Annotated in this window: 11 protein-coding genes; 2 read left to right on the top strand and 9 right to left on the bottom strand. The window is 68.9% G+C overall.

Annotated elements, in window-relative coordinates:
• Window positions 1-41: 41 nt before the first annotated feature.
• The 6 genes from PQV94_RS08125 to PQV94_RS08150 all read right to left on the bottom strand — a co-directional run bounded on the left by PQV94_RS08125 (window position 42) and on the right by PQV94_RS08150 (window position 8,053).
• Window positions 42-668, bottom strand: a complete 627-nt coding sequence (locus tag PQV94_RS08125; protein ID WP_137417062.1) for a superoxide dismutase — start codon at window positions 666-668, stop codon at window positions 42-44.
• Window positions 669-802: 134 nt separating this feature from the next.
• Window positions 803-1,780: a DNA-binding protein WhiA gene (gene whiA / locus PQV94_RS08130; RefSeq protein ID WP_274285380.1), complete on the bottom strand. Its 978-nt coding sequence runs from the start codon at window positions 1,778-1,780 to the stop codon at window positions 803-805.
• A 41-nt stretch (window positions 1,781-1,821) separates the two neighbouring features.
• Window positions 1,822-2,703 (bottom strand): RNase adapter RapZ, encoded by an 882-nt coding sequence (gene rapZ / locus PQV94_RS08135; RefSeq protein ID WP_274285381.1) that lies wholly within the window; start codon window positions 2,701-2,703, stop codon window positions 1,822-1,824.
• 27 nt (window positions 2,704-2,730) lie between these two features.
• Window positions 2,731-4,650, bottom strand: coding sequence for an excinuclease ABC subunit UvrC (uvrC, locus tag PQV94_RS08140; RefSeq protein ID WP_274288245.1), 1,920 nt, complete (start codon window positions 4,648-4,650; stop codon window positions 2,731-2,733).
• Window positions 4,647-7,544 (bottom strand): excinuclease ABC subunit UvrA, encoded by a 2,898-nt coding sequence (uvrA, locus tag PQV94_RS08145; protein ID WP_443192677.1) that lies wholly within the window; start codon window positions 7,542-7,544, stop codon window positions 4,647-4,649. The genes uvrC and uvrA overlap by 4 nt, the downstream gene beginning before the upstream one ends.
• A 74-nt stretch (window positions 7,545-7,618) precedes the next feature.
• Window positions 7,619-8,053, bottom strand: coding sequence for a MarR family winged helix-turn-helix transcriptional regulator (locus tag PQV94_RS08150; RefSeq protein ID WP_274285383.1), 435 nt, complete (start codon window positions 8,051-8,053; stop codon window positions 7,619-7,621).
• A 37-nt stretch (window positions 8,054-8,090) separates the two neighbouring features.
• On the opposite strand from PQV94_RS08150, the gene PQV94_RS08155 reads away from it, so the two are divergent.
• On the top strand, window positions 8,091-8,324 hold the full coding sequence (locus PQV94_RS08155; RefSeq protein ID WP_274285384.1) for a hypothetical protein: 234 nt from the start codon (window positions 8,091-8,093) through the stop codon (window positions 8,322-8,324).
• A gap of 6 nt (window positions 8,325-8,330) precedes the next feature.
• On the opposite strand, the gene PQV94_RS08160 is transcribed toward PQV94_RS08155, so the two are convergent.
• The 3 genes from PQV94_RS08160 to nirB are packed head-to-tail and all read right to left on the bottom strand — an operon-like array spanning window position 8,331 to window position 13,137.
• On the bottom strand, window positions 8,331-9,467 hold the full coding sequence (locus PQV94_RS08160) for a uroporphyrinogen-III synthase (RefSeq protein ID WP_274285385.1): 1,137 nt from the start codon (window positions 9,465-9,467) through the stop codon (window positions 8,331-8,333).
• Between the two features lie 20 nt (window positions 9,468-9,487).
• Window positions 9,488-10,570, bottom strand: coding sequence for a uroporphyrinogen-III C-methyltransferase (gene cobA / locus PQV94_RS08165; protein ID WP_274285386.1), 1,083 nt, complete (start codon window positions 10,568-10,570; stop codon window positions 9,488-9,490).
• A 2-nt stretch (window positions 10,571-10,572) separates the two neighbouring features.
• Complete coding sequence (gene nirB / locus PQV94_RS08170) at window positions 10,573-13,137, bottom strand: nitrite reductase large subunit NirB (RefSeq protein WP_274285387.1); 2,565 nt, start codon at window positions 13,135-13,137, stop codon at window positions 10,573-10,575.
• Between the two features lie 193 nt (window positions 13,138-13,330).
• Here nirB and nirD point away from each other — a divergent pair, with 193 nt between their 5' ends.
• Window positions 13,331-14,398 (top strand): nitrite reductase small subunit NirD, encoded by a 1,068-nt coding sequence (gene nirD, locus PQV94_RS16160; protein WP_337994349.1) that lies wholly within the window; start codon window positions 13,331-13,333, stop codon window positions 14,396-14,398.
• Window positions 14,399-14,408: the final 10 nt, after the last annotated feature.

A 14,408-nucleotide genomic window follows, 5' to 3' on the forward strand; every position in this document is an offset into this window, starting at 1 on the left:
GAGCCCCCGCACGGCGAGGGCTCCGAGGCATCCTCACCTGATCATGACCCTACCAGCAGGCCTGCCGTCTTCTCTCGCGCCGTAACAAAGCGCGACTGGACGTTGGACCAGTCGGCGATGTTCCAGAACGCCTTCACGTAGTCGGCTCGGACGTTCTTGTAGTCGAGGTAGTACGCGTGCTCCCAGACGTCCAGGAGCAGCAGCGGGACGCTGCCCGCAGCGAACTGCGACTGCTGGTCGAAGAACTGCTGGATGATGAGGTTCTCACCGATCGAGTCCCAGAACAGACCCGCCCAGCCGGAGCCCTGCACGCCGAGAGCAGCGGCGGTGAAGTGGGCCTGGAACTTGTCGAACGAACCGAAGTGGTCGTCGATCGCGGCCTCGAGCTCGCCGGTCGGCTTGTCGCCACCGTTGGGCGAGAGGTTCGTCCAGAAGATCGAGTGGTTGGTGTGACCGCCCAGGTTGAACGCGAGGTCCTTCTCGAGCTTGTTCACGTTCGCGAGGTTTCCGCTGTCGCGGGCCTCCGCCAGCTGCTCGAGCGCGGTGTTCGCGCCGGTGACGTAGGCCTGGTGATGCTTGCTGTGGTGCAGCTCCATGATCGTCGCGCTGATGCTGGGTTCCAGCGCGGCGTAGTCATAAGGGAGCTCGGGCAGCGTGTACTTCGCCATGTTCTCTTCCTCCTGTCGGGCGCAGCGCCGAACGCCTCGGCGATGCGGGGATGACGCCTTCATCCTACTGAGGCACAACCCCGCGAGGCAGGGGTTGATTCCTCGGAAGCTGTCCCCAAGAAGGAGGTTGGGGGCTACTCCTTGGCGGCGGCGGGGACGGCGGACTCGGTGTCCGGCAGGCCCTCGGTCTCCGCCTTCTTGTCCGCCATCGCCAACAGGCGCCGGATGCGGCCGGCCACCGCATCCTTGGTCAGCGGCGGGTCGGCGTGGTGCCCCAACTCGTCCAGGCTCGCATCGCGGTGCGCGAGACGGAGCTCCCCTGCCGCGCGCAGATGTTCGGGCACGGTGTCTCCCAGGATCTCCAGCGCGCGCTCCACGCGCGCGCACGCGGCGACGGCCGCCTGCGCGGAGCGACGGAGGTTGGCGTCGTCGAAATTCACGAGGCGGTTGACGCCGGCACGGACTTCTCGCCGCTGGCGCAGCTGTTCCCACTCCTGCGCAGCGCGACGCGCACCCATCTCGTGTAGGACGGCGCGGATCGCGTCGCCCTCGCGGACGACGACGCGCGGAAGCCCACGCACCTCTCGGGCTTTGGCGGCGATGCCGATGCGGTGCGCGGCACCGACCAGGGCCATCGCGGCCTCACCGGAGGGGCAGGCGATCTCCAGGGCAGCGGAGCGACCAGGGTCGCTGAGGCTTCCCGCGGCAAGGAACGCACCGCGCCAGATGGCGGCGAGGTCGTGACGAGCACCCGTCGTCAGACGGTTGGGAAGGCCGCGCACCTGCCGGCGACGCTGGTCGAGCAGGCCGGTCTGACGGGCGAGAGTCTCACCGCCGTCGATCACACGCACCGCGTACGTGGTGCCCGGGCGTCCCGAGGTGCCCTGCACGTGCGCGAGCTCGGGACGCACCCCGTACAGGTCGACCAGCTCGCGGGCCACACGTCGCGCGAGAGCCTCGGAATCGACCTCCGCCTCCACTGCGACACGGCCCGCGATCGCGTGAAGTCCACCGGCGAACCGCAGGATGGCGGTCAACTCGGCCACTCGGGCGCTCGGACGCGGATCGCGACCGGCGATCAGTTCGGCCTTCACATCGGCGGTCAGCGGCACGGTACTCCTTGTGGGAATGGGGAACGGGACGACGTTCCAGCCTACTCTCGACCCAGGTCCCGATGTGTGACGCCGACGGCCACATCCGGCATCTCGGACAATCGTGCAGCGATCTCCCGCGCCATGACGACCGAACGGTGCTTACCGCCGGTGCAACCGATCGCGATGATCGAGTGCCGCTTGTTCTCCCGCTGGTACCCGGCGATGACGGGCGCGAGCGCCGCCGTGTAGGCGTCGAGGAACTCGCGCGCGCCGGGTTGCGAGAGGACGAAATCGCGGACCGCCTCATCCTCGCCGGTGAGCGGACGCAGCTCGTCCGTCCAATACGGATTAGGCAGAAAACGCATGTCGGCCACCAGATCCGCATCCACCGGGAGCCCGTACTTGAAGCCGAAGCTCATCACCGAGACGGTGTGCAGCGGGCTCCCCTCGGCGGAGAACAACTCGGCTACCCGAGTGGTGAGCTGGTGGATGTTGTACGAGGAGGTGTCGATGATGAGGTCGGCACTCTCGCGCAGCGGGGCCAGGCGCTGACGTTCCCGATGGATGCCGTCGACGATCGTGCCCGTGCTCTGCAGCGGATGCGGCCGCCGCACCGCCTCGAACCGCCGCACCAGCACCTCGTCGCTGGCGTCGAGGAACACGATGCGCACGCGTCGATGGGCGCGGAGGGCTTCGGCGATCTCGGGCACGCGCCCGAACAGCTCTCGTCCACGTACATCGACCACCACGGCCACGCGAGGGACGGCCCCGCCGGCCAGCTCGGAGAGCTCGAGCAGCGGACGCAGCATCTGGGGCGGCAGGTTGTCGACAACGTACCAATCGAGGTCCTCGAGGGCGTTCGCGACGGTCGAGCGTCCCGCGCCCGACATGCCGGTGACGATCAGCACCTCGCCGGTGTTCGCCGTGTCCGGGTCCGTCATCCCTCTCTCCTGTCCGCCTCGCTCAGACTATCGACTCGTCAGGTGCTCATGCACGGCCGTCGCCAGCTTCGGCCCGATGCCGGGAAGCTCGGCGATCTGTTCCACCGTCGCGCTTCGCAGCGCCGTGACCGAACCGAAGTGACGCAACAGCGCACGGATGCGTGCGGCGCCGAGGCCGGGAACCTCCTCCAGCACGCTGGAGATATCTCGGCGCCGACGTTTGCGTTGATGGGTGATCGCGAACCGGTGCGCCTCGTCGCGCAGGCGCTGAACCAGGTAGAGCGCCTCGGAGGTGCGGGGCAGGATCACCGGGTACTCCTCCCCCGGCAGCCAGATCTCCTCCAGGCGCTTGGCGATTCCGCACAGCGCGATCTCGGTGTGGCCCGACTCCTCCAGCGCCCGCGCGGCCGCTGCGACCTGGGGCTGGCCGCCGTCCACGATCAGCAGCTGGGGCGGGTAGGCGAACCGCGGCCGCTTGCGCACGGTCGCCACCTCGTCGTCGGCGGCCGCCTGCTCGGGATCGATCGCCGCGGCGGCGACCTCGACGTCGTCCGCATCCTCGGGTCGGTCGAGGTGGGCGAGGCGACGGGTGAGCACCTGGTACAGCGAGTCCGTGTCGTCCGTCGTCTCCGCGACGGAGAAGGACCGGTACTGGTCCTTGCGCGGCAGACCGTCCTCGAAGACGACCATCGAGGCGACCACGTTCGTCCCGGCCAGATGCGACACGTCGAAGCACTCGATGCGCAGCGGTGCGGTCGCGAGCCCCAACGCCTCCTGGAGGTCGGTCAACGCCTGCGTCCGGGCGACGTAGTCGCTCGTACGACGGGTCTTGTGCAGCATCAGTGCCTGCTGCGCATTGAGGGTGGCCGTGCGCATGAGATCGGCTTTGCCGCCGCGCTGGGCGACCTGGATCGTGACATTCTTGCCGCGCTTGTCGCGCAACCACTGCTCGAGCTCGGTCACATCGTCCGGAAGGGCAGGCACGAGCACCTGCTTCGGGATGTCGGCGGCGGCCGCATCCCCGTACGTCCGCTGGAGGACCTGATCGACGAGCTCGGCGCCGGAGATGTCGATCTCCTTCTCGATCGTCGTCGCGCGCACACCGCGCACACGACCGCCGCGCACCACGAAGTGCTGCACCGCGGCGGCGAGCTCGTCTTCGGCGATTCCGAAGAGGTCCGCATCCGTGTCGTCGGAGAGGACGAGAGCGCTCTTGCCCAGGACGGCTTCGATCGCCTGCAGCTTGTCGCGGTATCCGGCCGCGGCCTCGTAATCCATGGCCGCGGCGGCCTCCCGCATCCGGGCGGTCAGGGCTCGCGCGAAGCGCTGATCGCCGCCGGCCATGAAGGCGATGAAGTCGTCGACGATGGCGCGGTGCTCCTCGATCGTGACCTTCATCGAGCACGGACCGCCGCAACGGCCGATCTGTCCGGGGAAGCACGGTCGCCCCGTCGCCATCGCCTTCTTGTAGGAAGCGTCGGAGCAGGTGCGGATCGGGAAAACCTTGATCATCAGGTCGATGACGTCGTGCACGGCCCAGACCTTCGGATACGGCCCGAAGTACTTGGCGCCCTTGATCCGCCGGTTACGCGTGACGATGACCCGTGGGGCCTCGTCCGCCAAAGTGATCGCCATGTACGGGTAGGACTTGTCGTCCTTGTAGCGCACGTTGAAGGCCGGCGAGAACTCCTGGATCCACATGTACTCCAGCTGCAGCGCCTCCACGTCGCTGCCGACGACCGTCCACTCGACCGACGAAGCGGTCGTGACCATGCGGCGCGTGCGCTCGTGCAGGGTGTGCAGCGGAGCGAAGTAGTTCGAGAGCCGTGCGCGCAGGTTCTTCGCCTTGCCGACGTAGAGGATGCGACCCTCGGCGTCACGGAAGCGATAGACCCCCGGGCTCGTGGGGATCTCCCCCTGCTTGGGTCGATAGGGCAGCACGTTCAGCCGGCCTTGCGCTGTTCGGCGACGCCCAGCACCTCCGCGAGGAACGCGCCGGTGTGGCTCTCGGGCACCTGGGCGACCTGCTCCGGGGTGCCGGTCGCGACGATGGTCCCACCTCCCGAACCACCCTCGGGACCCAGGTCGATCACCCAGTCGGCGGACTTGATCACATCGAGGTTGTGCTCGATCACGATGACCGTGTTGCCCTTGTCTACGAGGCTGTTGAGCACCTCGAGAAGCCGGCTCACGTCTTCGAAGTGCAGACCCGTCGTCGGCTCGTCCAGCACGTAGATGCTGCGCCCGTTCGAGCGTCGCTGGAGTTCGGTCGCGAGCTTCACGCGCTGCGCCTCGCCGCCCGAGAGCGTCGTCGCCGACTGCCCGAGACGGACGTAGCCCAGGCCCACATCGACGAGCGTCTTGAGGTAACGATGGATCGCCTGGATCGGCTCGAAGAACTCCGCCGCCTCGGCGATCGGCATCTGCAGGACCTCGGCGATGTTCTTGCCCTTGTAGTGCACCGTGAGGGTGTCTCGGTTGTAGCGCTGACCGTGGCAGACCTCGCAGTCGACGTACACGTCGGGCAGGAAGTTCATCTCGATCTTGATCGTGCCGTCACCGGAGCACGCCTCGCATCGTCCGCCCTTGACGTTGAAGCTGAACCGCCCGGCCTGATAACCGCGGGCCTTGGCCTCCAGGGTCTCCGCGAACAGCGTACGGATCCGATCGAACACGCCGGTGTAGGTCGCGGGGTTCGATCGCGGCGTGCGACCGATCGGGGCCTGGTCGACGTGCACGACCTTGTCGAGGTTCTCCAGGCCCGTCACGCGCGTGTGCTTGCCGGGAACGCGACGAGCGCCGTTGAGTCTCGAGGCGAGCACCTCGTAGAGGATGCCGTTGACGAGCGACGACTTGCCGGAGCCGCTGACGCCGGTCACGGCCGTCAGCACGCCCAGCGGGAAGGTCGCGGTGACGTTCTTGAGGTTGTTCTCCCGCGCCCCCACGACCGAGATCTGGCGCTTCTTGTCGATCTTGCGACGCTGAGCGGGCACGGCGATGGAACGCCGACCGGAGAGATAGGCCGCGGTGAGCGACTCGGGCTCCTCGAGAAGCTGCGGGTACGTTCCCGAGTGCACGACGCGGCCGCCTTCGACCCCTGCGCGTGGGCCGATGTCGACGATCCAGTCGGCCGCCTGGATCGTCTCCTCGTCGTGCTCGACCACGATGAGCGTGTTGCCGAGGTTCTTCAGAGCCAGCAGCGTCTCGATGAGCCGCCGATTGTCGCGCTGATGAAGGCCGATCGAGGGCTCGTCGAGCACGTAGAGCACGCCGGTGAGACCCGAGCCGATCTGCGTCGCGAGCCGGATGCGCTGCGCCTCACCGCCGGAGAGCGAGCCCGCGGCGCGGGACAGACTGAGATAGGTGAGCCCGACCTGGATGAGGAAGTTGAGGCGGGCCCGGATCTCGCGCAGCACCGCCGCGGCGATCTTCGCCTCTCGGTCGGTCAGCTCGAGGCCGTCGAAGAAGCCCTGCGCGTCGATCAGGCTGAGGCTCGACGCGTCGGCGATCGAGTGGCCGTGCACCTTGACCGCGAGCACCTCCGGCTTCAAGCGCGTGCCGTCGCATACCGGGCACGGCACCTCGCGGAGATACTCGCCCCATCGCTGGCGGGCGCTGTCGGACTCGGCCTGCTGGTACTGACGCTCGATGTAGGGAACGACACCCTCGAACCCGGACGTGTACCGCATCTCGCGGCCGTAGCGGTTCTTCCACTTGACGGAGACCTTGAAGTTGTCGCCGTGCAGCACCGCATCCTTGACGTCCTGCGGAAGCTTGCGCCAGGGGGTGTCGAGCGAGAAGCCGAGGTCGGACGAGAGCCCCTCGAGCAGTCGCTCGTAGTACTGGAACAGGCCCTTGCCCTGGGTGGTCCACGGCACCAGTACGCCCTCGCGGATCGAGAGGTCCTCGTCGCCGAGCATGAGCTCCACATCGACCGACATCCTCGTGCCGAGTCCGGAGCACGTCGGGCATGCGCCGAACGGAGCATTGAACGAGAACGTGCGTGGTTCGATCTCGGTGAGCTGAAGCGGGTGACCGTTCGGGCACGCGAGCTTCTCGCTGAAGTTCTGCCAGGCATCGTCGCCCTCTTCATCGACGAAGTTCACCTGCATCACGCCGCCCGCCAGGCCCAGCGCCGTCTCGACCGAGTCGGTGACGCGGGAGAGGATGTCGGCGCTGGCGACGAGCCGGTCGACGACGACGGCGATGTCGTGCTTGTAGCTCTTCTTCAGCGTCGGCGGCTCGGAGAGCTGGATGAGCTCGCCGTCGACGACGGCCCGCGCGTAGCCCTTCGCACTGAGTTCCTTGAAGAGGTCGACGAACTCGCCCTTCTTCTGGGTGACGACGGGAGCAACGATCTGGTACCGCGTGCGCTCGGGCAGCGTCATCAGCTGATCGGCGATCTGCTGGACCGTCTGACGTTGGATGACCTCACCGCACTCGGGGCAGTGCGGCACACCGATGCGCGCCCACAGCAGACGCATGTAGTCGTGGATCTCGGTGATCGTGCCGACCGTGGAGCGCGGGTTGCGGTTCGTGGACTTCTGATCGATCGACACCGCCGGGCTCAGCCCCTCGATGAAGTCCACGTCGGGACGGTCGACCTGCCCGAGGAACTGGCGTGCGTAGGAGCTCAGCGATTCGACGTAGCGGCGCTGGCCCTCGGCGAAGATCGTGTCGAAGGCAAGGCTGGACTTTCCGGACCCGGACAGACCCGTGAAGACGACGAGGCAGTCACGGGGGATGTCGAGATCGACGCCGCGCAGGTTGTGGACCCGGGCGCCACGGACACTGAGAGTTCCGGCGTCGTGGGCGAGTTCGGAGACAGGCGAGATGGGCACCACGCAAGTCTAGGCAGGGCCACGGACACGGGCTCCGAGCTTCGCCGACAGCGCACGATCGTGTACGCGCGCGCTCAGAGCTCCGGCCGCCGGCCGGCGAAGGGCGCGAGCCCGTCGCGCAACGCCGCGATCTGAGAGGCGTCCATGCCCACGCGGTCCATGATCTGCTGCGGAACGCGAAGCGCCTCCTCGCGGAGTCGATGGCCTGCATCGGTGAGGCCGATCTCCAGCACGCGCTCATCGTCGGCGCGCCGAGCGCGCGTGACCCTCCCCTGCGCCTCGAGACGCTTCAGCAGCGGCGACAGGGTGGCCGGCTCCATCGCCAACTCTTCGGCCAGCTCCCCCAGGGTCCGCGGCGATCGTTCCCACAGGGCGAGCAGCACGAGGTACTGCGGATGCGTGAGACCGAGCGGTTCGAGCACGGGCCGGTAGACGGCGACGACATTCCGGGCGGCGGTCACCAGGGCGAAACAGAGCTGGTTCTCGAGCCGGAGCAGATCGTCGGTCATCGCACCATCCTACAGATTAGTTAGTACACTAATGGTTATGGCACACAAGAATCCGCGGCCGCCCCTGCGACAGCGCGTACGCGAGGCAGGCGGCTGGTACGCCTGGATCAACCGCAGCCTGATCCGGGCAGCGGGTCCGGCATCCGTGGGTCCCTACGAGAGCGCACCGGAGCCCGTACGCACCGAACGCCCGTGCCCGTTGTGCGGCGCTCCGATGTCATCGCACACATTCGACCGATCCGGCCCGAAGCCGATCATGCACTGCCCCTGACGCGGATCAGAGCGGAACGGCGATGCGGAATCCGCGCTTGACCACGGTCGCCACGATGCGGGCATCCGGCAGCGACTGACGCAAGCGGCTGATCGCCACGTCCACCGCATGCGCATCCAGCGGATCCGGAGCGATGTCGGACAGCTCCTCGCGCGATACGGTGGCCCCGTCCGCCAGCATGAGCGCCCGGAAGAGAGAGCGCGACACCGGACTCAAGGCGGCCCGCTGGCCGGCCACACTCACCATCCGGCCGCGCAATTCCACCGGACCGACCTCTGTCTCGGCGCGCAGCACGCCCTCCGACTCGAGGTGTTCGCACACCAGACGGATCAGCGCCCCCATCCGGAAGCGTTCCGGAACGATCGGGAGGATCCCGGACTCGACGAGCGGCGCCGCGGTCACCGGTCCGACGGCCGCCGCCGTCACGTCGCTGCGGAAGGCGGCCTCCACATCGGCTCGCCGCCCACCCGCATCGGCCGCCGCCAGGAGCGCCTCCACCGCGGGCGCGCTCGTGAAGGTCACCGCATCGAGGCCGCCCGAGCAGATCGCGTCGATGAGGCGCGTGACCTTGGCCTGATCCTCGTGCGCGGTCCAGCGATACGGCGCGACCGCCAACACGCGTGCTCCGGCCGCATCCAGGCGTGCGAGCTGCGCGGGATCGGTGTAACCGTGCAGCTGGACGGCGATCGTCGCTCCTCGCACATCGTGGCGCAGGACGAGATCGACGAGCGACGCGGTGGTCTCGCGCTCGCTCATGCCCTCGTCGTCGAGCCCGATGGCACGAACGGCTCCGCGCGCCTTCGGTCCGCGGACCAGGATGCGGGCGTTCTCGAGCACGTCGACGAGGTCCTCCCCCAGCCCTGCCGCATCCGCCGCCTCGGTCCAGCGGCGCATGCCGTACGAGGTGGTCGCCAGCAGATAGTCGGGGCGGCCCGCGATCACGGCCCGCGTCTCTTCGACCACCTCTGCATCGTCGGATGCTGTCGCCATCCGGATCGTGGGCGCGTGCAGCACCTCCGCCCCGCGCCGCTCCAACGCCGCTATCAGATCCTCCGAGCGGCGGTCCGAGGTCACGCCGACACGGAAGCCGAGAAGTTGATCCGGCCGGAATCCGACGGCGGCGGATGCGTCGACGGAGTCCATCCGTTCCCTCCTTGCGTGGGTCAGTGCGCGGGGGCGTCGAGTGCGTCCAGCATCGCGTGAGGCGTCCACCCATTGTGCACGGCGGCCGCTGCCGGTTCGAACCCCGCGTCGCCGAGGGCGGTCACGACCTCCCCGACGACGATGACCGCGGGCGAGGCCGGCTTCACCGTGCCGAGGATCGGCACGATCTCGCCCACCGTCGAGATCGTCGCACGCTGCTCGGCGCTGAACGCCTTCTCCAGGATGGCGAGCGGCATGTCGGCGCGCATCCCGTGGCGCCGAAGTCCGGCGACCAGGTGGGGCAGGGTTCCGACGCCCATGAGCACCACCAGAGTCCCGTTCAGGCCCGCCAGGTGGGCGAGCTGGGCCTCGGCGAAAGGGGCATGCCCGGAGACGACGGTGAACGCACGCGCGACCTCGCGATGAGTGACGGGGATCCCCGCCGCCGCGGGCACGGAGATCGCGCTCGTCACACCGGGCACGACCGTCACCGGCACACCCGCATCCCGGCACGCGCGCAGCTCCTCACCGCCGCGCCCGAACACGAACGGGTCTCCCCCTTTCAGGCGGACGACCCGCATGCCCTTCGCCGCGTGAGCGACGATCAGGTCGTTGATCTCCTCCTGCGGCACGGCGTGGTGCCCGGGGGTCTTGCCCACGTCGACGATCATCGCTCCCGGCGCGTACTCCGCGATGACATGCGCGGGGCCCAGACGGTCGTGCAGCACCACATCCGCATCCGCCAGCGCGCGCAGGCCCGCCACGGTCATGAGCTCTGCATCGCCCGGTCCCCCGCCGACGAGCCAGACGTGGCCTCGACCGGCGGGCGGCAGCGGGTCGTCCTCGAGAAGCTGGATGCGGTGTCGCCTCGCCAGCGACGCGACCCGTGCGTGTTGCTCCGGCGCGCCCTCCATCCACGAGATGAGCTCGGGGACACCGTCCCCGTCCAGGAGCGCGGCGTGCAGCCGCGCCTCGACGTCCTGCGGCTCGCAACGGGAGACGCGCGCACCGGCCGCCGCGTACCGTGCGACGGCGCGGCGCGCTGCCAGCTCCCCGCCGACGACCAGGATCTCGCGGTCGCTCACGTCCAGACGTGTGTGCATGATCACGATGTCACCTGCTCTCTCACCGGCAGGACGGGTCCTGCGATCATCACCCGTTCGTGCGGGAAGGCGGGCCGCTCCTGGTCGCGCTCGCGAACCTTCCGGATGGCGGGGTCCGCGGTCGTCGGCGCGTTCACGAAGGACCGGAACCGGCGCAGACGCTCCGGGTCCGCCAGCGTCTCCCGCCACTCGTCGCGGTAGGTGCCCACGTGCCGGGCCATGGCCTGCTCGAGCTCGTCGGCGATGCCGAGCGAATCTTCGACGACGACCTCGCGCACGTGATCGAGCCCACCGGGCAGTTCCTCCTGCCACCGCGCCGTGCGCTGCAGACGCTCGGCCGTGCGGACGTAGTACATGATGTAGCGGTCGATGTAGCGCACGAGCGTCTCGTCGTCGAGGTCACCCGCCAGCAGTTCGGCGTGAACGGGCTGATACCCGCCGTTCCCGCCGACGTAGAGGTTCCACCCGTTGTCGGTTGCGATGACGCCGATGTCCTTCCCGCGCGCCTCGGCACACTCCCGCGCGCATCCGGAGACGCCCAGCTTGAACTTGTGCGGAGAACGCAGTCCCCGGTAGCGCTCTTCGAGGTACACCGCCATGCCGACGGAGTCCTGCACGCCGTACCGGCACCACGTCGAGCCGACGCACGACTTCACGGTGCGCAGCGACTTGCCGTACGCCTGCCCCGATTCCATCCCGGCATCCACGAGGATCCGCCAGATCTCCGGCAGCTGCTCCAGTCGCGCACCGAACATGTCGATGCGCTGTCCGCCCGTGATCTTCGTGTACAGACCGAACTGCTCGGCCACCTCTGCGATGACCTTGAGCTTCTGGGGCGTGATCTCACCGCCGGGGATGCGCGGCACGACCGAGTAGGTGCCGTCGCGCTGCATGTTCGCCAGGGCACGGTCGTTCGTGTCCTGCAGCGGTCCCTGCCCGCCGTCGAGGATGTAGGCGTTCGTCTGGGTGGCGAGGACGGAGGCGACCACCGGCTTGCAGATGTCGCAGCCGAGTCCTGTTCCGAACCTCTCGTAGATCGCGGCCGCGCTGGTCAGCCCCAGCACCCGCACGGACTCGAAGAGTTCCGCGCGGCTCAGTGAGAAGTGCTCGCACAGCGCGCGGGAGACCTCGACCCCGGCCGCTTCGAGCTCGGTCTCCAAGATCTTCTTCACCAGCGGAACGCACGAACCGCACTGCGTCCCGGCGCGGGTACACGCCTTCAGCTCGCCGAGATCCACGCAGCCGTCCTGCACCGCGTGGCGCACCGCGCCGACCGAGACGTTGTTGCACGAGCAGAGCTGCGCGTCGTCCGGCAGGCTCGTGCCGACCGGGGCGACCTGGCCCAGACCGGAGAGGAAGCCGCTCGGCTCAGCACCCAGCTCACGGCCGAGGAGGGGCCGCAGCGTCGAGTACGGGCTCGCGTCCCCCACGAAGATGCCGCCGAGAAGAGTCTTACCGTCGTCGGCGACGACCACCTTCTGGTAGAGCCCGCGTGCCGGGTCGGCATAGACCACGCTGAGCGCGCCGTCGGACTCGCCCCTCGCATCGCCGAAGCTCGCGACATCCACCCCGGCGAGCTTGAGCTTGGTCGCGTCGTCCGCGCCCGGAAAACGCGCGTCTCCGCCGAGGATGCGGTCGGCAACGACATCCGCCATCGCGTTGGCGGGCGCCACCAGGCCGACGCAGGACCCGCCGTGCACGGCCGCAACCTCTCCGACCGCCCAGATGTGGGGGTCACTCGTCGCGCAGGTGTCGTCGACGTGCACGCCGCCGCGTTCGCCGAGCCGAAGGCCGCCCCGGCGTGCGAGCTCGTCGCGCGCACGGATGCCGATGGAGAAGACCACGATGTCGGCGCTGACGGCAGTGCCGTCGGTGAGTTCGACGCCCAGGACACGACCGGACGGACCCGCGAGGAGGCGGGTCGGACGCCGGCCCAGGTGCAACGCGATCTGCGCCTGCCGGATGAGCCGCCCCAGCGCCTCACCGGCGCCTTCGTCGAGTTGCGCCGACATGAGCCACGCACCGGAATGAACGACGGCGGCGCGAGCACCGAGTCGGGCAGCACCGCCCGCGGCCTCCAGGCCCAACAGCCCACCTCCGACCACGACCACATTCGCCGGACGACCGTGCTGAGCGGGGAACGCGGTGATCTCGTCCACGAGGCCCGCGACGTCGTCCAGTGTCCGGTACACACGCGCCAGATGCGCGTTCTCGATGTCAGGGACGGCCGCATCCGAGCCCGTTGCGAGCACGAGCTCGTCGTACTCCATGACGCCGGATGGGCTGGACACCGTCCGGGATGCGACATCGATCGCCTCCACGCGCTCCCCCAGGCGAAGCTCGACCTCCTCCCTTTCCCACACCCGCGGAGCAAGGGTCAGGTCGGCGCTCACGTCGTCGATCCGCCGACTGAGTGCCACGCGGTCATACGGCGTGTGCGCCTCTTCCGCGAAGACCGTCACGCGGATGTCGACCCCCGACGCGGCCGCCCCGTCGAGGAGATTCGTGGTCACGCGATGCGCGGCGGGCCCGCCGCCGACCACGACGATGCGGCGTGTCTTGCTCATCGAACGCTCCCGGATGTCGATCCCTGATCTGGAAGCGCCCACGCTACGCAGCACCGGTTCCGCGCCTGTTGCCCCTGCGTAACACCGTGTGACGCGGTTCTCACAGCACCGGAAGCGGGTGGTGAGAGAGACGTTACGGCGCGGACACCATCGCACGTCGACGGCGAAACATGGGCTGCCTAGCCTCCTGCTCATGACTCTCGTCGACAGCACCGCGACCGCGAGGCGCGACCAGCTCCGGCCCGCCGTGTGGACGCGCATCTGCCGGCGCGACGATCTCGAACCGCTCTGGGGCGAGGCTGCACTCGTGGGACGCAGCCAGGTGGCGGTGTTCCGGTTGCCCGACGAGCGCATCCTGGCAGTCGGAAACGCCGACCCCGTCACCGGCGCCTCGGTCATGTCGCGAGGCCTCGTCGGGTCGCGCGGGACACGCACGACGCTCGCGTCTCCGCTTCACAAGGATGTCTACGACCTCGAGACGGGCGAATGCCTCACCCGCCCCGGCGAACTCCGACTCCCGGTGTGGCGGGTACGCGAGACGGAGGGCTGGGTAGAGGTCGCCGCATCCCACTCGCTCATCGCGGCCTCGCACGGCACCTCTGATCCCGAGGGTCGACGCGCCGTCGCATCCCTCGTCGCAGCCGTCGCCCGTGCGCGGCCGGAGCTCGCGGTCCACGAGAGCTTCGTCGACGTCCAGGAGCCCGACGTTCCCAGCGTCCTTGCGACGCAGGATCCGCACAGCGGTGCCGTCATCGTGCCCCTCCTGCTCTCGGCCGGCTACCACGTCCATGTCGATCTCGCCGAAGCTGCGTCCGCCACGGGACTCGATGCGCGCGTCACCGGCGCACTGGGCCCGGACCCGCGCCTGGTCACGGTGCTCATGCGGCGCCTGTCCGAGGCCGGAGTGGGGTGCGTCGACACGGACACCCGCGTCGTCCTGGCCGCGGCCGGTTCGTCGGATGCCAGGGCCACCGCCGACTGCATGACGACGGGCGAAGCGTTGGCCGCCGCACTCGGCGTGCCGGTCGGCGTCGGATTCGTATCCGCCGCGGCGCCTCGGTTGACCGACGCCGTGGCCGAAGCCCGTGCGCACGGCGGCAGAGTCGTCGTGGCCACCTACCTTCTCGCCCCCGGCTACTTCGCCGACCTCGTCGCCGCCTCCGGCGCCGATATCGTCACCGCTCCGCTGCTGCGAGCGGACGAAGACCCGCCCGCCGAACTCGTCGAACTGGTCTCCGACCGATTCGACCTGGCGCTCTGAACCGCCCGAC

The sequence above is a fragment of the Microbacterium sp. Clip185 genome, from assembly GCF_028743715.1.
GTDB lineage: Bacteria > Actinomycetota > Actinomycetes > Actinomycetales > Microbacteriaceae > Microbacterium.